The organism is Paraburkholderia sediminicola (assembly GCF_046027355.1).
Classification (GTDB): Bacteria; Pseudomonadota; Gammaproteobacteria; order Burkholderiales; family Burkholderiaceae; genus Paraburkholderia; species Paraburkholderia sediminicola_B.
Window position 1 is genome coordinate 170,920 of sequence record NZ_JAQQEK010000001.1, and the last position, 22,358, is coordinate 193,277.

General features: G+C 61.4%; 26 protein-coding genes and 3 pseudogenes. 16 read left to right on the forward strand and 13 right to left on the reverse strand.

All coding sequences use genetic code 11. The features are described 5' to 3' along the window. Positions 1-112: 112 nt before the first annotated feature. The 8 genes from PQR42_RS00770 to PQR42_RS00805 form a co-directional block, all read right to left on the reverse strand. A complete protein-coding gene (locus PQR42_RS00770) occupies positions 113-895 on the reverse strand; it encodes a helix-turn-helix domain-containing protein (protein ID WP_408209704.1) in 783 nt (260 codons plus the stop codon). Next, complete coding sequence (locus tag PQR42_RS00775; RefSeq protein ID WP_408384951.1) at positions 888-1,319, reverse strand: response regulator; 432 nt, start codon at positions 1,317-1,319, stop codon at positions 888-890. Before PQR42_RS00775 ends, PQR42_RS00770 begins: the two co-directional genes overlap by 8 nt. A 181-nt stretch (positions 1,320-1,500) precedes the next feature. Next, positions 1,501-2,148 (reverse strand): response regulator, encoded by a 648-nt coding sequence (locus PQR42_RS00780; RefSeq protein ID WP_408384949.1) that lies wholly within the window; start codon positions 2,146-2,148, stop codon positions 1,501-1,503. Further along, positions 2,145-4,091, reverse strand: coding sequence for a sensor histidine kinase (locus PQR42_RS00785; RefSeq protein ID WP_408493535.1), 1,947 nt, complete (start codon positions 4,089-4,091; stop codon positions 2,145-2,147). Before PQR42_RS00785 ends, PQR42_RS00780 begins: the two co-directional genes overlap by 4 nt. Before the next feature lie 474 nt (positions 4,092-4,565). After that, positions 4,566-5,393 carry a universal stress protein gene (locus PQR42_RS00790; protein ID WP_408384945.1) on the reverse strand — a complete coding sequence of 276 codons (828 nt, stop codon included), beginning with the start codon at positions 5,391-5,393 and terminating at the stop codon, positions 4,566-4,568. Then, on the reverse strand, positions 5,390-5,893 hold the full coding sequence (locus tag PQR42_RS00795) for a universal stress protein (protein WP_408384943.1): 504 nt from the start codon (positions 5,891-5,893) through the stop codon (positions 5,390-5,392). The genes PQR42_RS00790 and PQR42_RS00795 overlap by 4 nt, the downstream gene beginning before the upstream one ends. Positions 5,894-5,935: 42 nt before the next feature. Then, the gene (locus PQR42_RS00800; protein WP_408209692.1) at positions 5,936-6,772 is read right to left on the reverse strand and encodes a universal stress protein; all 837 of its coding nucleotides are present in this window, start codon (positions 6,770-6,772) and stop codon (positions 5,936-5,938) included. Positions 6,773-6,994: 222 nt separating this feature from the next. Continuing rightward, positions 6,995-7,567, reverse strand: a complete 573-nt coding sequence (locus PQR42_RS00805) for an amino acid kinase family protein (RefSeq protein ID WP_408493562.1) — start codon at positions 7,565-7,567, stop codon at positions 6,995-6,997. 24 nt (positions 7,568-7,591) lie between these two features. Between PQR42_RS00805 and PQR42_RS00810 the strand changes: the two genes are divergently transcribed. The 3 genes and pseudogenes from PQR42_RS00810 to PQR42_RS00820 all read left to right on the forward strand — a co-directional run. Further along, positions 7,592-7,759 carry a hypothetical protein gene (locus PQR42_RS00810; RefSeq protein ID WP_408384939.1) on the forward strand — a complete coding sequence of 56 codons (168 nt, stop codon included), beginning with the start codon at positions 7,592-7,594 and terminating at the stop codon, positions 7,757-7,759. Next, complete coding sequence (locus PQR42_RS00815) at positions 7,756-8,103, forward strand: flavodoxin family protein (RefSeq protein ID WP_408384937.1); 348 nt, start codon at positions 7,756-7,758, stop codon at positions 8,101-8,103. Before PQR42_RS00810 ends, PQR42_RS00815 begins: the two co-directional genes overlap by 4 nt. Before the next feature lie 141 nt (positions 8,104-8,244). After that, positions 8,245-8,523: pseudogene (locus PQR42_RS00820) on the forward strand (hypothetical protein); the annotation flags it as partial. Between the two features lie 28 nt (positions 8,524-8,551). Here PQR42_RS00820 and PQR42_RS00825 read toward each other — a convergent pair. Then, a complete protein-coding gene (locus PQR42_RS00825; RefSeq protein WP_408209688.1) occupies positions 8,552-9,853 on the reverse strand; it encodes an NRAMP family divalent metal transporter in 1,302 nt (433 codons plus the stop codon). 92 nt (positions 9,854-9,945) lie between these two features. Further along, positions 9,946-11,577: an oleate hydratase gene (locus PQR42_RS00830; protein WP_408384935.1), complete on the reverse strand. Its 1,632-nt coding sequence runs from the start codon at positions 11,575-11,577 to the stop codon at positions 9,946-9,948. A 217-nt stretch (positions 11,578-11,794) separates the two neighbouring features. Between PQR42_RS00830 and PQR42_RS00835 the strand changes: the two genes are divergently transcribed. The 13 genes and pseudogenes from PQR42_RS00835 to PQR42_RS00895 all read left to right on the forward strand — a co-directional run bounded on the left by PQR42_RS00835 (position 11,795) and on the right by PQR42_RS00895 (position 18,716). Beyond that, positions 11,795-12,286 (forward strand): hypothetical protein, encoded by a 492-nt coding sequence (locus tag PQR42_RS00835; protein ID WP_408384933.1) that lies wholly within the window; start codon positions 11,795-11,797, stop codon positions 12,284-12,286. 77 nt (positions 12,287-12,363) lie between these two features. Beyond that, positions 12,364-12,699 (forward strand): hypothetical protein, encoded by a 336-nt coding sequence (locus PQR42_RS00840; protein WP_408209680.1) that lies wholly within the window; start codon positions 12,364-12,366, stop codon positions 12,697-12,699. Positions 12,700-12,773: 74 nt separating this feature from the next. Beyond that, positions 12,774-13,232, forward strand: a complete 459-nt coding sequence (locus tag PQR42_RS00845) for a universal stress protein (protein ID WP_408209677.1) — start codon at positions 12,774-12,776, stop codon at positions 13,230-13,232. Between the two features lie 187 nt (positions 13,233-13,419). Then, complete coding sequence (locus PQR42_RS00850) at positions 13,420-13,929, forward strand: hypothetical protein (RefSeq protein WP_408384930.1); 510 nt, start codon at positions 13,420-13,422, stop codon at positions 13,927-13,929. Continuing rightward, positions 13,919-14,050, forward strand: a pseudogene (locus tag PQR42_RS00855) (beta-ketoacyl-ACP reductase); the annotation flags it as partial. The gene PQR42_RS00850 and the pseudogene PQR42_RS00855, both read left to right, overlap by 11 nt. Continuing rightward, positions 14,041-14,421: pseudogene (locus PQR42_RS00860) on the forward strand (BON domain-containing protein); the annotation flags it as partial. The pseudogenes PQR42_RS00855 and PQR42_RS00860, both read left to right, overlap by 10 nt. Before the next feature lie 60 nt (positions 14,422-14,481). Then, the gene (locus PQR42_RS00865; protein WP_408384928.1) at positions 14,482-14,727 is read left to right on the forward strand and encodes a UDP-glucose 4-epimerase; all 246 of its coding nucleotides are present in this window, start codon (positions 14,482-14,484) and stop codon (positions 14,725-14,727) included. Positions 14,728-14,920: 193 nt separating this feature from the next. Continuing rightward, entirely contained in the window at positions 14,921-15,472 is a 552-nt protein-coding gene (locus tag PQR42_RS00870; RefSeq protein ID WP_408384926.1) for a hypothetical protein, read from the forward strand. Positions 15,473-15,730: 258 nt separating this feature from the next. Continuing rightward, the gene (locus PQR42_RS00875) at positions 15,731-16,420 is read left to right on the forward strand and encodes a CBS domain-containing protein (protein ID WP_408384923.1); all 690 of its coding nucleotides are present in this window, start codon (positions 15,731-15,733) and stop codon (positions 16,418-16,420) included. A 71-nt stretch (positions 16,421-16,491) separates the two neighbouring features. Beyond that, positions 16,492-16,632: a universal stress protein gene (locus PQR42_RS00880; RefSeq protein ID WP_408384921.1), complete on the forward strand. Its 141-nt coding sequence runs from the start codon at positions 16,492-16,494 to the stop codon at positions 16,630-16,632. A gap of 545 nt (positions 16,633-17,177) precedes the next feature. Then, entirely contained in the window at positions 17,178-17,330 is a 153-nt protein-coding gene (locus tag PQR42_RS00885; RefSeq protein WP_408493536.1) for a universal stress protein, read from the forward strand. Positions 17,331-17,448: 118 nt separating this feature from the next. Beyond that, positions 17,449-18,390, forward strand: coding sequence for a DnaJ C-terminal domain-containing protein (locus PQR42_RS00890; RefSeq protein ID WP_408384916.1), 942 nt, complete (start codon positions 17,449-17,451; stop codon positions 18,388-18,390). Further along, positions 18,387-18,716 (forward strand): chaperone modulator CbpM, encoded by a 330-nt coding sequence (locus PQR42_RS00895; protein WP_408384914.1) that lies wholly within the window; start codon positions 18,387-18,389, stop codon positions 18,714-18,716. Before PQR42_RS00890 ends, PQR42_RS00895 begins: the two co-directional genes overlap by 4 nt. A 111-nt stretch (positions 18,717-18,827) precedes the next feature. Here the strand turns inward: PQR42_RS00895 and PQR42_RS00900 are convergent, their stop codons facing one another. The 3 genes from PQR42_RS00900 to PQR42_RS00910 form a co-directional block, all read right to left on the reverse strand. After that, on the reverse strand, positions 18,828-19,538 hold the full coding sequence (locus PQR42_RS00900; protein WP_408493563.1) for an IS6 family transposase: 711 nt from the start codon (positions 19,536-19,538) through the stop codon (positions 18,828-18,830). A gap of 152 nt (positions 19,539-19,690) precedes the next feature. Next, entirely contained in the window at positions 19,691-20,611 is a 921-nt protein-coding gene (locus PQR42_RS00905; RefSeq protein ID WP_408384912.1) for a LysR substrate-binding domain-containing protein, read from the reverse strand. 506 nt (positions 20,612-21,117) lie between these two features. Beyond that, the gene (locus PQR42_RS00910) at positions 21,118-22,002 is read right to left on the reverse strand and encodes a GNAT family N-acetyltransferase (RefSeq protein WP_408385166.1); all 885 of its coding nucleotides are present in this window, start codon (positions 22,000-22,002) and stop codon (positions 21,118-21,120) included. Between the last annotated feature and the right edge of the window lie 356 nt (positions 22,003-22,358).

Below are 22,358 nucleotides of genomic sequence, written 5' to 3' on the forward strand. Positions count from 1 at the left end.
AAGAGGCGGCTAACGGCGCCGCCTGAACACGCCTCCTCTTTCGAGGGATCGCTGGTAAAACTCCGTGCCGACAGAATCTGTCGCGCCGTGCGCCGTATCCTTCCGTCTGGCGCTACACGCGCGCGAGGCCTTCGAGGTCGAGAATCCTGATCTGTTTGCCATGCGTATCGACAAGGCCGTCCTTCTGAAATTTCGAAAACATGCGGCTGACGGTTTCGAGTTTCATCCCCAGATAGCTGCCGATCTCCTCCCGTGTCATGCGCAGATTGAATGTGGCCGGCGAGTAGCCGCGTGTCTTGAGTCTTCCTGACAGGTTCAGCAGGAATGCGGCGACCCGCTGCTCGGCGGACATCGTGCCGAGCAGCATCATCAGTGCCGCCTCGCGAACGATCTCGCTACCCATCATGCGATGGACGTGCTGTTGCACGACCTTGACCTCGCGGCACATGACTTCGAGCAAATGGAACGGGATGATGCAGACGTTGCTGTCCTCGATGGCGATCGCGTCGCAGCTGTGCTTGCCTGAACATACGCCGTCGAGACCGAGTGAATCGCCGGCCAGATGAAAGCCGGTGACCTGTTCGCGACCGTCGCGATGCATGACGACGGTCTTGAACGAACCGGCGCGGACGGCATAGATACTCTGGAACGAATCGTTGGCGCGGTATAGCGATTCACCCTGTTTGATGGTGCGCGAAACGCACATCAGCGACTCCATGCGCTCCAGTTCGGCCGGCGTCAAGCCTTGTGGCATGCAGATCGAGCGCAGCGCGCAGGTCGAGCAGCGCGCGGCGGGGCGGGCCGGTACTGACGGCGCGAGCGGGGAATGGCCTGACGCCGGCAGCGGGACACGCTGCAGCGGCTTGATTTCAGTATATTCGGCGACGTCAGACATGATGTGCTCCTGTGTATTTGAGGCCACGTGCGCTGCGCTCGTGGGCAATCCGCTTGATCGTGTTGCATGCAAGATCGAATTCGCTCGTCTTGTCGAAGAAGTACTGAGCGCCGGCCGTGCGGCACGCCTGTCTGAACGCCGCACTCGAATGATTCGTCAGCACGATCGTGATCACCGTCGACGTGCTGCGCGCGAGGCTCTGCAGCAGTTCCATACCGGTGCCGCCGGTCAGGCGAAAATCCACGACCACGACGTCGGTTCTGGTTGCGTCGATACCGGCGAGCGCGGCATCTGATTCCTCGGCTTCGCCGACAATCTCGACACCGTCAATTGCGCCGAAGCGCGCCGCCATCCGCCGTCTGATCGGGATCGTGTCTTCCACGAGGAAAACGCGCAATGCTTGCAGGGACGGGCTTGAGTTCATGGCTCGAAGTATCGGCCGCGCTGTCTCAAATTAAAATCGGCGGCGAACGAACTTCAGGTAGGCGAGCGCGAAGGTGTGTAGGGAATTTCCTACACACGGTAAATGCGGGACGGCTATCGCGGAACCGGCGAATTGATGTGACGATTGGATTTAACCCGGCGGCCTGTGTATCGCTCTGGATCTAGATTTCGTCGTCTTCTCCGAGCAGCTTATGGCGCAGCGCGTAACGCACCAGCGCGGCTTCGTGCGGCATCTGCATTTTTTCGAGGATTCGCGTTTTGTAGGTACTCACCGTCTTGCTGCTGACACACAACTCCGTGGCGATTTCGGTCAGGGTCTGCCCCGCGGCTATGCGGCGGAACACATCGAATTCACGGTCGGACAGACGCTGATGAGGCAACGTGTCAGCAGGCTCGTTCAGGCTCTGCGCAAAACGCTCGGCCATCGCGAGGCTCACATAGACGCCTCCGGATGCGACCTTGGTGACCGCGGCGACCAGTTCGGCGCTGGCACTTTCCTTGGTTAGATACCCTGATGCGCCCGCCTTGAAAGCGCGTACCGCGTACTGCTGCTCCGCATGCATGGTGAGCACGAGGATCCGCAGTGCCGGTTTTTCCTCCTTGATCTGCTTGATCAGTTCGACGCCGTTTCTGCCCGGCATCGACAGATCGAGTACGAGCACGTCGGCCGCGCTCGAGCGGACCAGCGCGATCGTGCTGATGCCGTCATTGGCCTCGCCGACCACCTCGAAGCCGCTTGCGCTTTGCAGGATATGCCGCAGGCCATCGCGTACGAGGGCATGGTCGTCGGCTATCAGCACTCGAATCATGTTTGCATCTCCTGCTGTTGCACCGCCGTGACCGGAAAGGTGACGGTCAGCGCAAAGCCGTTGCCATTGGAAGTGCGGATGTCGACCGTGCCGCCCAGCATGTGTGCGCGTTCGCGGATACCGAGCAGGCCAAACGATTTCTCGGCGGAGGTGGGCGAGCGGTTCGCGCCCTGGCCGTTATCCGCGATTTTCAGCACGCAAGCGGCCCCTTCGACCCGGACTGTCAGCGTGACGAGCGTCGCTTCCGCATGCCGGGCAACATTGGTCAACGCTTCCTGGACGATACGAAATAGCGTCGTCGCGCCATTCGGCGTAAAGCTGGTGTCGCCGACTTCGATCCGGCGCTCCACGTCGATGCCGTAGCGGTTTGTAAAGTCATTGGCGAGCCATTCAATCGCCGGAATCAGACCGAGATCGTCGAGCATGACCGGGCGCAAATCGGCAGCTATCCGGCGCACTGACGCGACCGTCGCATCGATCAACCGGCGCATCCCACGCAGTTGCTGCAGCAGGCGCGGTTCGGCAGTGGTTTCGAGCTCCTGTTCGACCGACGAAATGTCCATCTTGAGGGCGGTCAATTGCTGCCCAAGGTCGTCGTGCAGCTCGCGTGCAATGCGGGTTTTTTCTTCCTCGCGAACTTTCTGCAGATTCGCCGAGAGTTCGCGCAGTTCCTCGCGCGATTGCCGCTGCGCATTTTCCGCTTTTACCCGTTCAGTGATGTCGCGCAGCATGACCGTGTACAGCTTGCCATCGCCGTCGCGGATCTGCGAGATCGACGCTTCAATGGGAAACTCTTCGCCGTTGCTCCGCAAGCCGAACAGCACACGTTGCTTGCCCATCTGGCGGTCGGAAACGCCGGTCACGCCGAACTGCTCGACATGCCGCTCGTGTCCCGCGCGAAAGCGCTCGGGAATGAAGCGCGAGAGCGAGGTGCCGACCGCTTCCATTGCGGTGCATCCAAAAACCTGTTCGGCCATTGGATTGAAGATGACGATGTTCTGCCGTTCGTCGACGGTGATGATGGCTTCCATCGACGACCGGATGATCCCCATCATGCGTGCCTCGTTCAGGTTCAGCTGGCTGCGCGCTTCGCTCGTCGCGGCAGATCCGGCGCCGCGTCCCCTGACGATCAGGAAGGCGATGGCACTGAAGAGGCACGCTGCCGCAACGCCTGCGATCAGCACCGTGGTTTGTGCAAATTCGTCCTCGGCTCGCAGATAGCGACCGCTCGCGGTGTACGACAGCGTGATAGGTACACCGCCGACGTGCAAGGTATCAGCTTTACGGAAGACAGGCACCGTCTCCACCAGATCGTCGTTTGCTGCGGCGGACGAATAAAGCAGTGTGGCAGGGGTCCCGGTGAATACCTGCAGATCGATGCGCCGTTGCCGGGCAAGGGCGTTGTCGAACACGCGGGTGGTGTCCAGCGCCGCTACCAGCAGCCGCTTGATGCCCGCGCGGCGCGCTTGTGGTGTCGACGGCAATCCGGCGTCCGAATACACTGGAAAATAGACGTAAAGACGAGGGTGAGGGTTCGAGCCGACATCGCCGAACGGCGCTGCGTTCGCGTCGAGCGCGCTTGCTCCTGTATCGATGGCGTGCAGCAACGCCGCCCGGCTCGCGGGAGCGCTAGCCAGGTCGTAGCCGACAGGCATCGCATCGACGGCGGCCGGCGCCATCTGGACCACCAGAGCGACCGGTTGTGGCGCGGCGGCTGGTCCGGTAACGTTAGCGGTGCCGCCCGTCAGGCGGGCGACAGCGGCGGCGTCAACCTCAGCATAGCCAAGTGAGCGCACCACCGACGACGCTTCGTACAGATCGAGTTGCGCGACATATCGGCGCCAGGCGTCGGCATCGTCCGCCGACGCGACGGAGAGCAAGCCGCGCGCGCCGCGCAGCAGCGATTCGCTGGAGGCGAACTCGCGCTGCAGATCAGCGGTCATATGTGCAGTATTCTGATCAAAGCGGGTGTTGGCGGCGCGCAATGACTGCTCGCCGACCCAGCGCCATGCACCAAGCGCAGTCACAAGAACGACAGCAAATGTGACTGCCGCGACAAGCATGGGACGTCGCTCAGGCGGGACAACCCGCATGGGTAAAGGCGATTTTTTAGCGAACGGCGTTTTACCGCGAGAGGGCATGTGCGCCTCATTGGATGGTAGGCAATCCGCCACGCTGACTGACGACGCAGGCGCGGCGCGGATCGGGAAACATCACGGTGATTTTCGTTAACTGCGGCCAGCCGGAACAACGCATGCGTCGCCTATTGTGCGCGGTTTGCACGGATCGTGCCAGTATGCAGCCACCTCGCGATGGGAGCCGCGCCGGCGGCCGAGGCTCCAAAAAAGAAGCGCCCTGAAAACCGGGCGCTTTAACTTGCGCGAGGGCTTTTTTCGCGCAATTCCTGAATTGCCAGATCAGTGCGACATCAGCACCGGCACGGTCATCGACTGAAGCATGGTCCGTGTGACGCCGCCGAGCAGCCGTTCCTGCACGCGCGTATGCCCATATGCACCCATCACCAGCAGATCGATATGATGATCGGCCAGCATGTTCAACAGCAGCGCGCCCGTGGGGACCCCGGCCACCTTGGGCGCGGCCGCGAATCCCGCCTGGATGTCGTGCCGTTCAAGCCAGGCGGCGACGTCGATACCGGCTGGCGCTTCACTATCCGGGTGACCCTGCAGGGTCATCACGGTGACGAATTTCGCGCGTTTGATCAGTGGCAAGGCGTCGGCCATCGCCCGGGCGCTCTCGCGGCTGCCGTCCCACGCGATCAGCACGTTTTCGGCAAACGAACGGACAGTCCCGGCGTAGGGCAGCACAATGGCAGGGCGCCCCGAGCTCATCAGCACGTCCTCGACAAAGTGGCGTGCGATATAGGATGACGGGTCGTCGGGATCATCCTGACCGAGGATCAGGAGGTCGGCGTGGCGCGCGTGCAGGACCGCTGCTTCTACCGCAGGCCCTCCCGGCGCCCGCCATTCCACGCTGCGCCCGGCCCGTTCGCCCGCCGCCAGAAAGCGCGCTTGCGCGTCTTTAAGATTGGCCTCGTGTTGCGCTTCGCGAATCGCGACCAGTGCGCGTTCGCCGTGAAGAAACATCGGCTGCGTCAGATCCTGACAAACCACGTATAGGCCGATCAGATGCGCGTCGTGCCGGCCGGCCAGTTCAAGTGCGAATTCGATCCTCGCGGTGCTATGGGTGCTGTCGTCGAGATGCACCAGCAGGGTTTTGCAGGTCATGACGGTTCCCTGATCGGTTCGGCTACCTGTGCGTCGCTTGCCACAGGTTTGGCGCTGTGCGCCGAGATCATCAGCACCGCACACTGCGCGATGCGCAGGAAACGTTCGGCGACACTGCCGAGCATCAGCCTTTTGAAACCCCGCCGTCCATGCGTGCCCATTACCACCAGGTCGGCCTTGAAATCGCTTGCCGCGTGCAGTATGCAATGGGCGATGTCGTCGCCCGCCAGGTCGGTGTCGGCGATGCGCGGCGTGCCCTGTACGCCGACCCGCTTCATGCTCGCGACTGCGTCCTCGATCACATGCGCGCCTTCCTCGAGGAGCGCCGTGCGGACGTAGGACGGGTCGTAGCCGGGTACATCGTATGACATCAACGGGACGTCTACGACAAAAAGGGGCTGCAGTTTTGCGCCGGCATCGCGCGCGAGTTGCAATGCTGCGTCCAGGACGCGTGCGGACGTTTCACTGCCGTCGACGGCAACCAGAATCTGTTGGTACATGGTGAACTCTCCTGAATGGAACTGACTCGACGTCCCAGTTCATCAATGCGACATCAGTACCGGCACGGTCATCGATTTAAGGATCGTGCGGGTCGCTCCGCCCATCACCAGTTCCTGCCAGCGGGCGTGTCCGTAAGCACCCGTCACGAGCAGATCCGCGCCGATCGCGGATACCTGTGACAACAGCGCGTCGCCGATCGAGGCATCGCGGCCGACCTCAATATCCTTGACCTCGACGTTCACGCCGTGCCGCGCAATGAGCGTGGCGATATCCGCGCCCGGAATGCGCGCGCGCGGCTCGCCCCGCTCGCCGTTGACGGTGACGACCGTGGTGGTCTTCGCCGCGCGCATGAACGGCAGCGCATCGTGTACCGCGCGGGTGGCTTCACGGCTACCGTCCCAGGCGACCATCACATGCGCGCCGGGTGATGTGACGTTGCTGGCGTACGGCACCAGCAACACCGGCCGGCCTGCGGACATGATCAGGTTTTCAGGGAAAAAATCGCCGACGTACGATTCCGGATCGTGCGGGTCGTCCTGGCTGGCAATGATCAGGTCGGCGCACCGGCCGCGCTGCGGTACGGCGAGGCTAGCCGGGGTGTCGACGGCGATCCACTCGCCGGCAACTCCCGCACGGCTCAGTTCCGCATGAAAGAGCCGTTCGAGCGCGCCACGGCGTTCCGCGCGCAACTGTTCGTGCGTACCGTAGTATTCGGCGGTTCCGGCCATGACGTAGAGCGAGCGCGGATCGGGCGTGAACACGGCAAACACGCCGGTCAGATGGGCATCGAACTGCTTGGCGAGCCGCAGGGCGAGTTCGAGTCTGGGATGCGCGCGCTCACTTGTATCCAGGTGAACGACGATGGTCTTGTAGGTCATTGCAATGCTCCAGAAGTGGGTGAGTGGCGCATGAACGCGTGATCTGAGTCTAGGAGCCGGGTAGTTGCCGGCGTTGATCAAGATCAACGGCGCGGTAGCGCGTGATACTTCATCCGGACAGGAGTGCGACGCCCGGCCAGATAGGTGGCGAGATAGCGGACGCTCGACTTGAGCGCCGCCTTCACCGGTCCCATCACGAGCTACCCGATCGCCGAACGGTATTCACGCGCAGACGACGCGCGTACCTGCCGTGCCGCTTGCCATCGCCTCGATGCGGTCGAGCGAGCCGATGACCGCCGGCCGGCCGGTGCGCAAGACGAACTCGCACGCCGCCTCGACCTTCGGTCCCATTGAGCCGGCCGGGAAAGACATCGACCGAAGTCCGGCCACCGACACCTCTTGCAGCACACGTTCGCAGGGCGTGTGCCAATCGGCATAAACCGCATCCACGTCGGTGGCGATCAGCAGCAGATCGGCGTCGATGTCCGCCGCAAGCAGCGCGCTGCACAAGTCCTTGTCGATCACGGCCTCCACGCCGCAGCGAGTCCGGCCGTCCGCTGCGACCGTGACCGGAATTCCGCCGCCCCCGGCTGCGATCACCACGGCATCGTGATCGAGCAACCAGTGAATGGGTTGAAGCGCCATGATGCGTCGCGGTTTCGGCGACACGACGACGCGCCGGAAACCGTCGCCGTCCCGAGCGACGGTCCAGTTCCTGATGATGGCCAGACGTTCCACGCGCGGCGGTATTGGGGGCGTCGATCGTGCTGTGGCGATTCCCGCACGTGAATGCACGACAGTTGTGGTGAGGAGATTGAAATGTCCCAAGCGAAAGTCCTTGTTGTCTATTTCTCGCGCGCCGGCACCACACGGTTGCTCGCGCAGGCAATTGCGAAAATGCTGGCAGCGGATCTCGAAGAGATTTGCGATTTCAGTAATCGCAAAGGGGGGGGGGATATCTGCGCTCGCTGGCCGACATCATCATGAAGCGTCCCGTCGAAATCGTTCCAGCCGGACGCGATGTCACGGCGTACGACCTGGTCGTGATCGGCACGCAGGTCTGGGCCGGTTCGGTGTCCGCGCCGGTTCGCTCCTATCTCGTCGAGAACCGTGCGCGGCTTCCACCGGTAGCGTTCTTTTGCAGCTTCGGCGGGCGAGGCGCTGATAAGGCCATGAGGCAAATGCGCGAGCTTGTGGGCCGGCCGGCAGTTGCCGAATGCAAGGTGACAGCCGCTGCGGCGCACAAAGACGCAAACGCTGGATTGGCCGTCTTTGCGCACGTGCTCAAAGGACACATCGCCAGAGCCAAAACGCTCGAATGGATGTGCTGATTCATCAGGGATTGAGCGGACATGACCAACAGACTGTTCCTGATTGAACGTCACCTCTCCCAGGTTTGATGAAGATCAGTTGATCGAGTGCCCGCGGCGGTATCCTGGACTATTTGAAATCGGCCGCATGGACGCCCAACAATGTCGGCTGATCTGGCAACCTCGTTCTCGACAACCCCGTTGGCCACAAGCGACGGGTATGTGGTCGCCGTACGTGGTGCAGTCGTCGACGTGACGTTTGCCGATGACATGCTGCCGCCAGTGGGCGACGCGCTCCTCGTCCTGTCGGACGACCTCGCGCCGGTGCTTGCCGAGGTGCAAGCCCACTTCAGCGAAGCGTGCTGGCGCGTGCCCTTTACGGCGCTGACAATCGCCGAGTATTTCCGCGACGAACGCCACCAGAATGTTCTCCTGCTAATAACTCTGGAAGCAAAGGCGATCGGACCGTCTATGACGGCAGCAGCATCAGGACAGCGGCCGCGCCCATCACCAGCGTAGCGATCGAGCCCAGAATGATGAGCGGCCGGCTCGCGGTGAACGCGCCCATGACCGACTTTCTGGACACGAGGATCAGAATCACGACTATCAGCGGCACGGCCACGACGCCGTTGATGACCGCGCTCCAGAACAGCGCCTTCATCGGACTGATCGGCGAATACTGGATGGCGAGTGCCGCCAGCACGCTGACGGCGATGATGGCGTAGAAGCCGCGTGCGTCGCGCACCTTACGCTCCAGACCCTCACGCCAGCCCATCGCCTCGGAGAGCGCATAAGCGCCGGAGCCGGCGAGCACCGGCACGCCGATCAGGCCGACGCCGAGGATGCCCAGCGCAAAAAGGATGTAGGCAAAATTGCCGGCAAGCGGCCGCAGCGCGCTCGCGGCTTGCGCTGCGGTGGTGATGTCGGTCACACCGGCCACATGCAGCGTGACGGCGGTCGCCAGAATGATGAAAAAAGCCGTGACGTCCGAATAGAACATACCGGTCCAGGTGTCCCAGCGAATGCGTCGAAGCTCTGTGGGCGCCGCGCCCGCGTCATTCACGAGCGCGACACGACCGCCATTAGCCTGCATCTCTTCGACTTCTTCGGACGCCTGCCAGAAAAAGAGGTAAGGGCTGATCGTCGTGCCGAACACGCCAACGATCACCGCCGCCGCGTTGGCGTTCAGCGTAAGGTGCGGCCACAGCGTGCGCAGCGCGACTTCGCCCCACGGTACGTGAACCGTGAATAGCACGGCGGCATAGGCGAGCAGCGAGACGGTCAGCCACTTCAGAAAGAAGACGTACCGGTGGTAGGGGACGAATACCTGCAACAGCAGTGTTCCAAACACGAAGCAGGCCGTCATCAGATGGCGGTCGATACCGCTCACGAGTTCCGCGACTTCACCCATGGCGGCGACGTCGGCAGCGATATTCAGGACATTGGCGACGAGCAGCAACAACACGACGCCCTGAAGCACGAGCGGCGGAAATGCGCTCTTGATGTTGGCGGCAAGCCCTTTGCCGGTTACCCGGCCGAGGTTCGCGCACATGGCCTGGACGGCTGCCATCAACGGAAAGGCGAGCGGCATCGTCCAAAGCATGTTCAGGCCGAACTGCGCGCCTGCCTGCGAATAGGTGGCGATGCCGCTCGGATCGTCATCGGCAACACCGGTGATGAGGCCCGGGCCGACGCGTGCCAGCGGATGCTCCTTCAGACGCCCAAGAAGCGCACGAAAGCCTTTGATTTGCGGCGATCTGTCGATATCCACTGCATGACCTCGCTGAAAGTCGTTGACACGGTTTTCTTCGAGAGCGGCGCACCTGGGCCGCACGGTTCTAGCGGGAAGCAGGATAGCAAGCGTTAGCGGTCACGCAACGCTGAAAACGCCTTGTACACGATTCGCGGATCGTGCTGGCCTTTGTAGACGTCTGGCGCGGCAAGATCGAACCCGAGTAGCGCGTACACCGCATTCTGCGCTGAACGAACGGAGTATTCGACGGTGAAGACGACATCGTCTGGCAGCTCGCAGAACTGCCCCGTGAACGCAAGATTTTGCCAGCCGTCAGGGCTCACGTGCGGCCGGTCGCCCTTGCTGCGCGGCATGAACTGGCTTGTGATGAACGGCATCAGGCAGGGAATGCAATTGGCGTGTTCGAGAATGCGCGATGCCTCTGCTTCGATCCGCAAATGGCCGAGGATTTCGGTCAGAATTTCGCGGCCGGTGCATGCCGACATGGGCTTCCCGACGAAGTCGCCGGGCTGGTCGACCCGCAAGCCGTAGCCCCACAGCACTTGCACGTCCGCGGGCTGACCGAGGAAATGCGGTTGATGCGGCAAAACGATGGACGCAAGCCAACTCGACTCGGGAAAGGTAATCAGGCCGCCTTCACCCGGCACATTGCCGGTCAGGTCGCGGATCAGCCGGAACAGCGCCGGGTCGCGCAACGTGACCGTGAACGACAGCCACTTCGACTCGTCGATATGATCCGCGAAAACGGAAGGGTGACCGAATTCGGGCCGGCCCGCCGCGATCGTCTTCCACAAGGGCCAGGCGCCCGTGCTGTCGACGGTAGTCAAAGGCGCGGGGTGGTCCATGCTGCCCAGGCTGGAGCCGGCGGTCATCGATCCGAGCGTGACGATGACCTTGTCTGCCGTCGCGACGGGTATCTCGAGGCGCTGATGCGCGGATTCACAGACAATGCCGCGGACGCGGTTCTCCGCGCCGCTTTCGTCGAACAGCAGATCGGTAACCTGGGTGTTCGGCCGGAACGCAACGCCATGCTCGTCCAGCCAGTGGCGCAGCGGCCGGATCATCGAGTCGTACTGGTTGTAGACCGTGCGCATGATGCCGTGCAACTGGTTGAATCCGGAGGACATGTGCGCGAAGCGCAGGAGATAGCGCCGGAACTCGACCGCGCTATGCCACGGCTGGAACGCGAACGTCGTACACCACATCAACCAGAAATTCGTTGCGAAGAAAGACGCATCGAAGTGATCGGAAATGCGGCTGTTGCCGAGCATGACTTCTGGTTCGATCGACAGGCGGCCCAGCGTCAGCAGGCCATGTTCATCCAGCCCGTAAGCGGGAGTATCTTCGCGTTTGCCGTTTCTGACGAGCCGCGACCTGGACGAGGTGCAGATGGTTTCGTTCCACTCGAATATCTCCTGCGTCACACTTTTGCTGCCGTCCAGAGCCGGTATCGACGAGAACAGATCATAGGTACACAGATACTTGCTTTCGAGCATCCGGCCGCCGCGCACGACGTAGCCGCTTTCCGCCGAGCCCGAGCCGTCGAGGCTGCCGCCAGGTTTGTCGAGCGCTTCCAGAATCGTGATGTTGCAGCCGCGCACATGTCCATCGCGGATCAGGAAGGCCGCGGCCGCCAACGACGCAATGCCGCCGCCGACGAGGTAGAACTTGGCGTCCTCCGTATCGGAGCTGTCAACTTCGGCGGTGAGGGGCCGTCCGGGAGTCTGGTCAGAGTTTTGCACGTTGATATTCCTTCTAATATTCTTCGCCATCCGAATGCAGCGGGGTGCCCGGATGCGCACGCCGGTCGGTGATCCAACATACCCGCCGCGCCGGCGTTCCGATTGAGTTGGATCAAGCAGTGGCCATCAGAGCACGCCAGAACGTCCTCACATCGCGCGATCTGGTTGATGAGCTGCGGGGGCCTACGGGTGGTGTTTCGGCACATCTCGCAACCTTATGATCCGGATCAAAGCCTGCCGAGGCTGGGCTCATACGCTTGAGCAGCGAGTGGCGTTATCCCGCGTTTTTCCGGCTGCCGGAGCGGTGGTGTCATGGATCAGTGTTGTAAATCAGCGTCGTAACCCTGGATGCGGTGGCGAAATGAACGATGGCTTTCGCGTAGCCGGCTTGAGCGGTGTGGACCCGCATGACAACGCGCAGGCGGTGCGCACATGGCGTTGGTTGCAGTGGATCATGTTTGGCGCCAGCCTGTTCGCCATTCCCGCCTTTTATCTCGAACTGGCCGTTGACTCGCCTATGCTTCATCAGACGGGCCGAGCGCTATACGTGTGCATGGTGGCCGGGTTTGCTGCTTCGTTGGCCTGGATGGCGCATCTGAGCCGCAATCCCAGGCGGTTCCTCATGCGAAACCGCTACGACGTCCTGATCGTGCTCGGAGCCGGGGCAAGCGTCGCATGGGGCGTGACGCCATGGTCGTCACTCGAGTGATATACCGCCGATCTTCCTGTAGTCGCGAAAGAAGCCGGCCTCACCAGAGAAATCGCGGCACGTCTGGGAGAACAGAAATGGGTGTCGGCATGCAAATCGTTTATCTCGGCTTTGCCGGGACGTCGCAGATCGAGGGCGACGCGGCCATGCAGTTGGTGCGCCTCGAACGGTTCAGCAGGTCTATCGCGGGTTGTCACCTGGCGATCGAGGCTATTCGTGAACGGCCAGAAGGTGCCGGAGCCAGCGCGCCCGCTGCCGGAATCCGCCGGCCGGTTTTCGACGCGTGGCTCGACCTCATCATGCGGAACGGAGAGCTCGTGCCAATAGAGCATTGCGTGAACGCCGATCCAAACATAGCGGTACGGGCCGCATTTGATGTCGCTGAGCGGAAACTCGACCGACGCCCAGTTTAAACGCTGCGCCAGGCAAGCTTGCGTCCGTTGCGGCGCTATGCCTGTTTTTCCCGACACTCCATGAGGAGGGAGTCATGTACGCAAATATTCTGGTGGCAGTGGACGGCAGTGAAGCGTCGAAGTATGCGGTGAGCGAGGCCATCCGGATCGCCAAACTGTCGGGCGGCAAGCTGACGGCGGTCCATGTGCTCGACCAGTCCGCCGCGTTCACGTATGCGGGTGCCTGCGATCCGCATCTGCTGACCGACACGGCGCGGCAGGTCGGGCGCAGGTTCCTCGACGAGGCTTGCGCAAAGATGCAGGCGTTCGACGTGAAGGGTGATTCCGAGATCATCGAGACGCAAGGCATTGCCGAGGACATTGCCGGTTGCATCGCACGCTGCGCCGAGCGGCTCGACGCCGAGCTTGTCGTGATGGGCACGCATGGGCGGCGCGGTATGCGGCGCATGGTGATCGGCAGTGTCGCGGAGCGTTTCGTGCGGCAGTCGACGTGTCCCGTGTTGCTGATCAGGGAGACCTGGACCGGTGCCTGAATGTTGTTCTGGCGGCCGTGGTGGCCGTTCACTTTCAGCATGTGCCGCGGAGCGCCGCACGCTTGATACACATCAATCGGTCTCTAGGAGCGTCGCGTACATTGAACGGGCAGCGGCCGCGAACTCGACCGCGAGATAAACCGCGCGATGTATATGCAATTCATCTGGACACGACTGGAGGGGCACCATGGCACCTGAATTTATCACGCCGTTTGATGCGTATCGTGCGAACCTGGAACTCGCACTCCGGATGCTGTGCTTCGGACACGAAGCCCGGCAACAAGCATGTGAGTTCGAAATGCTTCGCATCAAACGCGACCTCGCCGCAATGAAAGCCACTCGCGAAGCAGCGCCAAGCGCGTGCGACTGGAACGATTTCGGTGCGAGTTGCCGGGCGACGCTGCGCGATTACATCGAAACCACGAAGAATCTCTGGCAACAGGGTTGGGTCTTAGCGATGCGGCAACAGAGCGCATACAGCGACGGAATGCGCGAAGCGCTCGCAAAGTGGCAATCGACGTGGACCGATGAATGGCAGAAAGGCCCCGGCGTGAATCCCGCGGCGATACCTGTGCAGGAATGGATGCAGCATCTCGAGCAGGCGCTCAAGGGGGCGCTGGAAGGGCGTGCGCCGTTCGCGGTGCCGTCGTTTGCGAAACTCAACGGTTCAGCGCAAGGAGAACACCATGTCGGCTAAGCGAGTTGCTTTTGTCACCGGCGGAATGGGCGGGCTCGGCGCCGCCATCAGTCGGCGCTTGCACGATGCAGGCATGGTCGTTGCCATGTCGCATTCCGAGCGCAACGATCACGTTGCCACCTCGGCCTGTATGAAGACGCTGTCAAGGTTCAGGTCGAGAAGGGCTGGGTGACTTTGAGCGGCGAGGTGGATTGTGCTTATCACAGCCACCTCGCTACGCGGACCGTTTCGCACATGCGCGGTGTGACGGGCGTGTCGAACATGATGCGTATAGGCGGTGTCGTCGCCGCGCAGGATATCGGCACTCAGATTAGCGAGGCACTGCAGCGCCATGCCGACCGCGAAGCGAAACACATCACTATCAAGGTACATGAAGGCACGGTTACGCTGACGGGTAAGGTCGACTCCTTTGCCGAGCGGTCGGCCGCGCGCGGGGCGGCGTGGTCGGCGCCGGGCGTGCATGCGGTCGTCGACAATCTGACGGTTGGCTAACTTTCCGCAAGGGCCGGGCGCGGCGTGGGCTTCGCGCGGCCGAAAGATCAGGAGTGACTCATGGCACTTTCGGGTAACGTCTGCGACAGCGATTGGTCGGTCTCGGCGATCACGCATCAGACAACCGGCGGCTTCGACTGCACGATTCAGCTTAGCCACAACACGCCGGAGGGCGTCTTCAAACACGAGTTCACACACAGCGGTATTTTCCCGACCGAGTGTGAAGCGGTGCTCGCCGGGTTGCGCGAAGGCATGGTCTGGGTGCAGCTCAAGATGTCGAAGACGCTGTCGGTTTTAGGCGGGTGAATGACGTGCGGCAAACCTGCGTTGCACGGTCAGAACACGTGCGGGACGAACAGAGCGCACCCACCCCGACGAGCCCTGCAAAGCTGTCCATCCCAAGCCCGCCTTCGAAGCATGCGGGTATAGTCCCATCATACGTTCCGACCTCTACGGTGAAGAACGGGCATTTGATGGCCAGGTTTGGCAGGACACGTATATGACTGACGCATTTGAACGCCGAGCGCTGTTGATCCACCTTGGAGACGTGCTTGAAGTAATGAACGCTCTGCTGAGGCGCGGCAAGGACCACACGACCGTACGCGAACTGGCGGCAGAAAGCGAGTTTTTGGCGGGCCAGCCGCTGCTGATGCACATTTCACCACGGACGACTTCGCGCGAGTTTGTCGCGCAGGCTGTCCGTGCATTCTCCATATGGCCGCAGGCGTTGCTTGATGCCGATCTGGATGGGGAGCGCCTCGCGACTTCGGTTCAACGGAATCTTTTTGCTGACAACCCGGACGGTTGGCTGGCCTATGTCGCCGCGATGCAGGCTGAGGTACCGTGGTTCGGAAAGTGTGCATATTCAGATCGCGCGCAGGACGAAACTTCGACCGATGCAGCGGCTGACAATCTCGACAGTGCCCTGGCAGACGAGCCTGGGCGGACCGCCGATGTCGAACGTAACGGCGGTCAAGCCGAAGTGGGACGGGAAAGCGTTGAAGGCACTGTGCCGATCTATCCTGCCTGGCCCTGGAAATCACGCTCCTAGCGCAAGGTCCGCGCGCCAGTCGCGTGAATGATCCATGTCAAATGGCAGGATCACTTCCGCGCATAACCTGAATACACACGAAGCCAAATCGCTTGTCGATTGTCACGTCGCTTGCGTCTGGCGCCCACGAACGTCCGGTGCGTATGGTGTCGATGCGTTTGTGCAGTATGGCAGGCGATTGCACTGCTAGCCGGCGCTGTGTAGCGACGATCTGGCCTCGTGGGGAAACCAGGAATGAGACCGTTCAGGAGACTTGCCATGCGTGCATCCGATGTAATGACCAGCAACGTGATATCCGTCATGCCTGACATGACCGTGCGCGAAGTTGCCAAAATTTTTGTCGATAAAGGAATCAGCGGCGCGCCCGTTATAGATGCAGAAGGGCACGTCGCAGGCATGATCAGCGAAGGCGATCTGCTGCGCCGGGTAGAACTCGGCACCGACGTACACCGGCGTTCTTCGTGGCTTGAGTTTTTTTCGTCGACGGATGACGCCAGGGATTACATCAAGACGCATGCACCGAAAGTTCGAGACGTGATGGCTGTCGAAGTTGTTTGTGTGAGCGAAGACACGCCTCTAAGCGAAGTAGCCGGCATTCTGGAAACACGGCGTATCAAGCGGGTTCCCGTGACAAGAGCGGGTCAGCTTGTCGGTATCGTGAGCCGTGCCAATCTTGTTCAGGCATTGGCCAGCATTCCCGAAGAGCCGGTGGCGGACGCGGTCCTCTCGGATGCGGATATCCGTGCGACGCTAATGGGTGAACTGGCCGGCCATAAATGGGCCTTCGCCGGACGCAACATTGTCGTGAACGATGGCGTTGTGCACCTGTGGGGCATTTTCCACTCGGTGGAGGCAGTCGAGGCCGTTCGCGTTGCGGCAGAAAGCATTCCCGGAGTCAAGCGGGTGGAAGACCATACGGAACCTTACCCGGTGATGCCGGGAATATAAAAGGGCAAGCGCGAAGCGTCCCGATCCGGCAGTCTCGTGATCGGGGCGCGCGATTCTTAGGGCATAAGATCATGTATCGCAAGATCGTATTGGCCGTGGACGGAAGTGATGCATCGAAGCGCGCGTTGGCCGAAGCGCTCGACATCGCTGCGCTCGCTGATCGACCGCAATCGGTTCGTCATATGGGTGTCCGAAAGCTGACGATCACTTGATTCGTTTTTATTCAATGACCAGTCGGACAGTTGATCCAGGGAGAAGTGTCATTGCTGTTGATGCTCTGCAATAATGCACGGGTGCCTCTACCTCATACTCGATTTTTTAGGGGAGACTGAATGGCGCACCGTGCGCGCTATGGAGGCGTGGCCCAATTCTTCCACTGGGCGACGGCGGTCCTTGTTCTGGTCGCCTTCACATTTGGCCTCGGAGGGTCCGAGCAGGGCGTGTACCCCATCGGCTTCGAAACCGGGTGGGTGGAGCATTTCAGACAGAATCTCGAAGTCCTTTCTTCGATAAGCCGGAATGAGATCCCGCATCTCATTGGGCTGCAGGTAAGAGTTGACCGGCCACCCGATGGCAGCTTAGTCACTACCTGTCGCACGGACCGGGGCTGACTGAGTCCGCATCGCGTGATTTCGCGGGCTACCCAACAATCGGCGCTTCAGGCAACGCTTGAGCCCATTCGCGTCAGGTGGGTTCGTCTGTGCCGGCACCCGAAGGAACGACTGCAGACGACATCACGAGCTGCCTGCAGCGCTGCGTGCGACGTCAGGGTGGCGACCTTGTCGTGATGGGCACGCAGGGCAGGCATGGCGTGGGCAGGCCCGTGCTTGGCAGCGTCGCCGAGCAGTTCCTGCGCATGTCGACTTGCCCAGTCATGCTGATCCGATCCGAGACAGGCCTGTCGCAGTGAAGCCGTGTACCGAACGTGCAACTTTGCCGGCCTATCCGGATTGGTATAAAGTCAAGCCTTGACCGCTACGCGAAGGGTGCGCATTGCCGCATCCGTTCCTCATGGGTCTGCCGCCAGTATGAAATACAAAGACTATTACGAGACCTTGGGTCTCGAGCGCAGAGCGTCTCAGGAGGACGTCAAACGTTCGTATCGGAAGCTCGCGCGCAAGTACCACCCGGACCTCAGCAAGCACACTGACGCCGAAGATCGCTTCAAGGAACTAGGCGAAGCCTATGAGGTGCTCAAGGACCCGGAGAAGCGCGCAGCCTACGACCGCATGGGCAGCGAATGGCGCAACGGCCAGGACTTCCAGCCGCCGCCGAACTGGGACGAGGGCTTCGAATTCCGCGGGGCGGGCAACGAGGGCGGCGAACAAGCCGATTTCCACGATCTCTTCGAAAAGATGTTCGGCGGCGCGCGTGGCGCGCATCCGCGGCAGCGGCCTTTCGATGTGCGCGGCGAAGATCATCACGCGAAGGTACTGATCGATCTCGAAGATTCCTATCGCGGCGCCCAGCGCTCGATTTCGCTGCAAATGCCGGTGATCGACGCGCAAGGCCATGTTTCGCTAGAAACGCGTACGCTCGATGTATCCATTCCAAAGGGGATTCGCGCGGGCCAGCACCTGCGGCTGAGCGGGCAGGGAGCCGCAGGCGCCACGCCCGGAACTGCCGGCGACCTCTACCTGGAAATCGTCTTTCGCGAACACCCGCGCTTTCGCGTGGACGGGCGCGACGTCTCGCTCGAGTTGCCGGTGGCACCGTGGGAAGCTGGTCTCGGCGCGCAGGTTACCGTGCCGACGCCTGACGGTTCGGTCGAGATGACGGTGCCAGCGGATTCTGCCGGCGGCAGGCGCTTGCGGCTCAAAGGCAAGGGCATTCCAGGCAACCCGCCAGGCGATCTGTATGTGATTCTGAACATCGTGCTGCCGCCGGCGGATAGCGACACTGCGAAGGCCGCTTACGCTGCGATGCAGCGGACGTTCAACTTCAATCCTCGCGCGCACTTCTATCGGTGATCATCGTGAAAGAGACGAGTACGACGACCTATTTGCAAGGGCAGATTGTCGACGAGAACGTCGAGTTCACCCTGGTTGAATTGAGCCGCGTGAGCGGGGCATCGGAGGAGGAGTTGACGCTCTGGGTGTCTGAAGGCGTGTTTGAGCCTAGGGGCGAGCGGCCGCAGGAGTGGCGCTTCACCGGCGCGGCGCTGCGGCGCGTGCGGACCGCGCAGCGGCTGGCACACGACTTTCAGATCAACCCTCCCGGCGTCGCGCTAGTCCTCGATCTGCTCGACGAGATCGACGCATTACGCGCGCGTGTGAAGCGACCTCGCGGAAGCTAGGCGAGCCTATGCGTGATGTCCTGTTGCATTGACACCGGCTGCGATGTTTCCGAATAGGGTTCTGGTGCAAATAGGAAAGCAGGTTGAGAAGTTGCCTATGGGAAGGATAACTTATCGAATGGACAGGACCGCATGGCATACGGCGGGCGCAGTGGCCTCCTTGAGGCCGAGCTCCGTGAGATCGAACTGGCCCTTATGAATGCGATGCGTCAATTCGATGCCGGCAATCGTGGTCGCGGCGCTCCTGAACCGCTTGAATCCAGGCATCACGTTTGTTCTGGACTTGATGTGGCGATGATCCTGTTCGATCACGTTGTTCAGATATTTTGAGGACCGGACCTTCGTGTCTTCAGGCAGCAGACCATCGGCCTTCATCTCGCGCACCGCGCGGTGCGAGGCAGCGTACCCGTCGAGCGTGAGGGTCTCCGGCGACTGGCCCTGATGCCTGATAGCCTTGCTGAAAAAGGCTTTGGCCGCGGCCATGTCTCGCCTCGCCCTGAGCATGAAGTCCACCGTCTGGCCAGCCCGATCCACCGCCCGGTACAGGTAAACCCATTTACCGCGAATCTTCATGTAGGTTTCGTCGACGCGCCACGAGCGACCGGCTGGCGTAGCAAAGCGGTTCCAGCGTTTGACGAACTCGGGCGTATAACGTCTCGCCCAGCGCAGGATCGTCGTGTGAGCCAGCGATAATCCCCGTTCGGCCATCATCTCGACCAGATCGCGTAGGCTGAGTTTGTAGCGCAGATACCAGCGAACGCACAGAATGATGATCTCCCGATCGAAATGGCGTCCACCGAACAACTCCTCCAGACTCTTCAGCTTGCTCATCGCGGTCATCAGTTCGTTTTGCTCCGATAACTCTAACCGATTCGCCGACCCTATTTGCAACAGAGCCCCGTCACTATAGGAAGCCGACGCTTTGTTGTGTTTAACCCAAGGTGAGTCGCCCGTTAAGCTGAAAGAAGTGCTGGTCAACGGCGCCACGGCGCAGGGTCGAACGCGTGCTTCGCGGCGTCGAGAAACAGGCGCTGGCGGCTCGATACTCCGTGGCGTGTAGGCAGCAGTGCCATCACGGGCGCCGGTTCAAGTCGCCATGTGGGCAGCACGCGTACCAGTTTCCCGGCCGCGACGAGGCGGGCCGCATCCCATTCCGAGCGCTCGATGATGCCCAGGCCGTCCACCGCCCAGTCACTGATGACGGTACCGTCGTTTGAAGAGAGCGCGCCCGACATGCGGATCGTGACGGATTTGCTCGCGTTCTTGCCGTCGGCGTCGGACTGCAAGAAGCGCAGGCGTGTCACGTCTTCGTCGTTCTCGCGCAAACAGAGGCAGTCGTACTTCGCAAGCTCGGACGGATGCGCCAGCTTGCGCAGGCGGCGCGCGAAGGCGGGAGCGGCGCACAGGAAGCGCTCATTCGGTGCAAGATAGTGTCCGATCCATGACGACGCCTTGATATTGCCGATGGAGACAACGACATCGGCTCCCGCAGCCGCGGTGAGCGGACTGTCCGACAGGATCAGCGAGATCGCAAGGTTCGGATGGGCGCGGTGAAGATCGCGAACCAGCGGCGCGATGTGTACGCGTCCGAAACCGAGCGGCGCGACGATCCGCAGATTCCCGCTCACACTCCCAGACTCCCCGGACACGCGCGATGGAATGGCTTCGATGCGTTCGAGCAGTTCCGTGGCCTCCTGGAGCAGGCGCTGGCCTTCGTCGGTCAGCGAGATGCCGCGTGCCTCACGAACGGCGAGGCGCACGCCCAAACGTTCCTCCAGCCGCTGTAGCCGGACCGTGACGGCGGGCGGCGTCAGGTTCAGCAGTCTCGCGGCTGCCGCGAGTGATCGCGACACACCAAGGGCGCGGAACAGGCGCATATCGTCCAGTTCGATCATTAAATAACCTTTAACGGTGGATTCACCCGATATTAAACACGACAAACTTCTGGTTTTCTATAGTGAGTCGTATGAACGGCTACGTGCCCGATGAGCGTCCGATCATGGGCCCTGGCGGCAAGGTGAATGACTTCTACTATGCGTTTGGCTTTTTGCGGTGCGGGCTTCCAGCTAAGGCGAGGAGTCGGCGGCGGCGTGGTGGCGGAGCTGATTGATACAGGTGCAACCAGTACGCCCATCGAACCTTGCTCGATCCGTCGTTTCGCGACTGCTAACACTGCGGAAACCTGCGTTGCACGTTCCGTCGCATAGCCGCATGCGGCGCGGACAGACACCTTTACGCTCAGCGGCAAGAGCGATGTCGGTGGCCGGACAGATCCCGGCCTTTTGGTCGCACGATTAACTTTATTCGAACTTGCGTCGCGGAGCCGGTGAGCTTCGCGACGCTTGTGCGTCACGCGCGCAGTATCAAACCGGAAGACGCTCGACGAGCGCCTTGCCGATGGCTAGTACATCGCCTGATTGATGATGCTGAACTGCTTGACGCCCGGGTCGGCGGCGAGTGATGTTCGTGCGTTGCGCACCATCTTCGCGACCGTATCCACGCGCGACATGCCCAGTTCTCCCAGCCATCCACCCAGGCCACACTCCGTCGGCATGTCGATCCTCACAAACGCACCTTCGTTAGTCGCAAGCCAGTGATGAACCAGCGCCTTCGCGCGACTCAGGCTGTCGTGGTCGTCGGACTCGACGGCCACGACGGGGCCAATCACATAACCCCGGCCGAAGCGTCGAAAGATGGAAAAGCCGAGCAATTCGCCGTCGCGCTCAAGCCCGATGCCTTGCGCGACATTCAGAAGGGCCGGTAAAACGGCGCTGCGGTCAAGACCGCTTGCACGTGACGCGAGCTCGATGAGCCGGGGCATGTCGCTGGCGTCAAGCGGACGCAGCTGCTCACCTGGCGGCAGCGAGGCCTGCGCTAGATCGGACACCGTGCCCTGGTGCTGCTCTGTCGCGCCGAATGTCTCGAAGCCGAGCTTTTCATAAAGCGGCTTTCCTGCGGTCGTTGCATGCAGGAGCGTGATCCGCTCAGCAGTTTGCTCGAGAAGCAACGCCATGAGCTTGCGCCCGATGCCGTATCCCTGCTGTTCAGGCGACACGATCACCATCCCAAGCGAAGCACGGTCCGCACCGTATTTCCAGTAAAGCGCTGTTCCGATCACTGCGCCGTTCAGGATTGCGACAAAGCCGCCGCCCGCTCCCAGCGCGAAGCGCCAGTCCTCTGCGCGGTGCGGCCAACGGACTGCGATGGAAAGGGCGTGTGCGGCGTCGATATCGTCCGGGGTGAACGCTCGGTAGAAGATGGGCATTGTGTGATTCGAAGTGGACATTGGGTCGTTCTCCAACAGTGATTTAGCTTGATGACTTACTTTCACATCGCGCACCACGCGTTGATAGGACATTCCTTTTGCACTGTTACGGTCCCCGGCGTGAGACCGGCAACGATCGCCGCCTGGCCATGCAGTCCGTGCGAATGCTGTGCCTTAACAGGCGTGGGGCGCTGCTGCCATGGCGATTGGGGGTAACCCGTGCGTTAACACACGTTTAATGATGGATTCACCACATATTAAACACTGCGCAATTTTGGCTTTCTATCTTGACAGGGTTGCTTGCGGGTCGCCGGTCACGGAAAGGCGACAAACGACCGCTCATCACTTTGGCATCAATGACGACCCAAGGGTCCATT

Coding starts and splice junctions, on each gene's coding strand:
- PQR42_RS00865 (WP_408384928.1), top strand. CDS start 14,482: ATGGCACTTTCGGGTAACGTCTGCGACAGCGATTGGTCGGTCTCGGCG.
- PQR42_RS00780 (WP_408384949.1), bottom strand. CDS start 2,148: ATGATTCGAGTGCTGATAGCCGACGACCATGCCCTCGTACGCGATGGC.
- PQR42_RS00875 (WP_408384923.1), top strand. CDS start 15,731: ATGCGTGCATCCGATGTAATGACCAGCAACGTGATATCCGTCATGCCT.
- PQR42_RS00850 (WP_408384930.1), top strand. CDS start 13,420: ATGGCACCTGAATTTATCACGCCGTTTGATGCGTATCGTGCGAACCTG.
- PQR42_RS00835 (WP_408384933.1), top strand. CDS start 11,795: ATGATCCGGATCAAAGCCTGCCGAGGCTGGGCTCATACGCTTGAGCAG.
- PQR42_RS00800 (WP_408209692.1), bottom strand. CDS start 6,772: ATGACCTACAAGACCATCGTCGTTCACCTGGATACAAGTGAGCGCGCG.
- PQR42_RS00840 (WP_408209680.1), top strand. CDS start 12,364: ATGGGTGTCGGCATGCAAATCGTTTATCTCGGCTTTGCCGGGACGTCG.
- PQR42_RS00890 (WP_408384916.1), top strand. CDS start 17,449: ATGAAATACAAAGACTATTACGAGACCTTGGGTCTCGAGCGCAGAGCG.
- PQR42_RS00905 (WP_408384912.1), bottom strand. CDS start 20,611: ATGATCGAACTGGACGATATGCGCCTGTTCCGCGCCCTTGGTGTGTCG.
- PQR42_RS00845 (WP_408209677.1), top strand. CDS start 12,774: ATGTACGCAAATATTCTGGTGGCAGTGGACGGCAGTGAAGCGTCGAAG.
- PQR42_RS00775 (WP_408384951.1), bottom strand. CDS start 1,319: ATGAACTCAAGCCCGTCCCTGCAAGCATTGCGCGTTTTCCTCGTGGAA.
- PQR42_RS00790 (WP_408384945.1), bottom strand. CDS start 5,393: ATGACCTGCAAAACCCTGCTGGTGCATCTCGACGACAGCACCCATAGC.
- PQR42_RS00810 (WP_408384939.1), top strand. CDS start 7,592: ATGTCCCAAGCGAAAGTCCTTGTTGTCTATTTCTCGCGCGCCGGCACC.
- PQR42_RS00910 (WP_408385166.1), bottom strand. CDS start 22,002: ATGTCCACTTCGAATCACACAATGCCCATCTTCTACCGAGCGTTCACC.
- PQR42_RS00880 (WP_408384921.1), top strand. CDS start 16,492: ATGTATCGCAAGATCGTATTGGCCGTGGACGGAAGTGATGCATCGAAG.
- PQR42_RS00795 (WP_408384943.1), bottom strand. CDS start 5,893: ATGTACCAACAGATTCTGGTTGCCGTCGACGGCAGTGAAACGTCCGCA.
- PQR42_RS00870 (WP_408384926.1), top strand. CDS start 14,921: ATGACTGACGCATTTGAACGCCGAGCGCTGTTGATCCACCTTGGAGAC.
- PQR42_RS00770 (WP_408209704.1), bottom strand. CDS start 895: ATGTCTGACGTCGCCGAATATACTGAAATCAAGCCGCTGCAGCGTGTC.
- PQR42_RS00815 (WP_408384937.1), top strand. CDS start 7,756: ATGAAGCGTCCCGTCGAAATCGTTCCAGCCGGACGCGATGTCACGGCG.
- PQR42_RS00785 (WP_408493535.1), bottom strand. CDS start 4,091: ATGACCGCTGATCTGCAGCGCGAGTTCGCCTCCAGCGAATCGCTGCTG.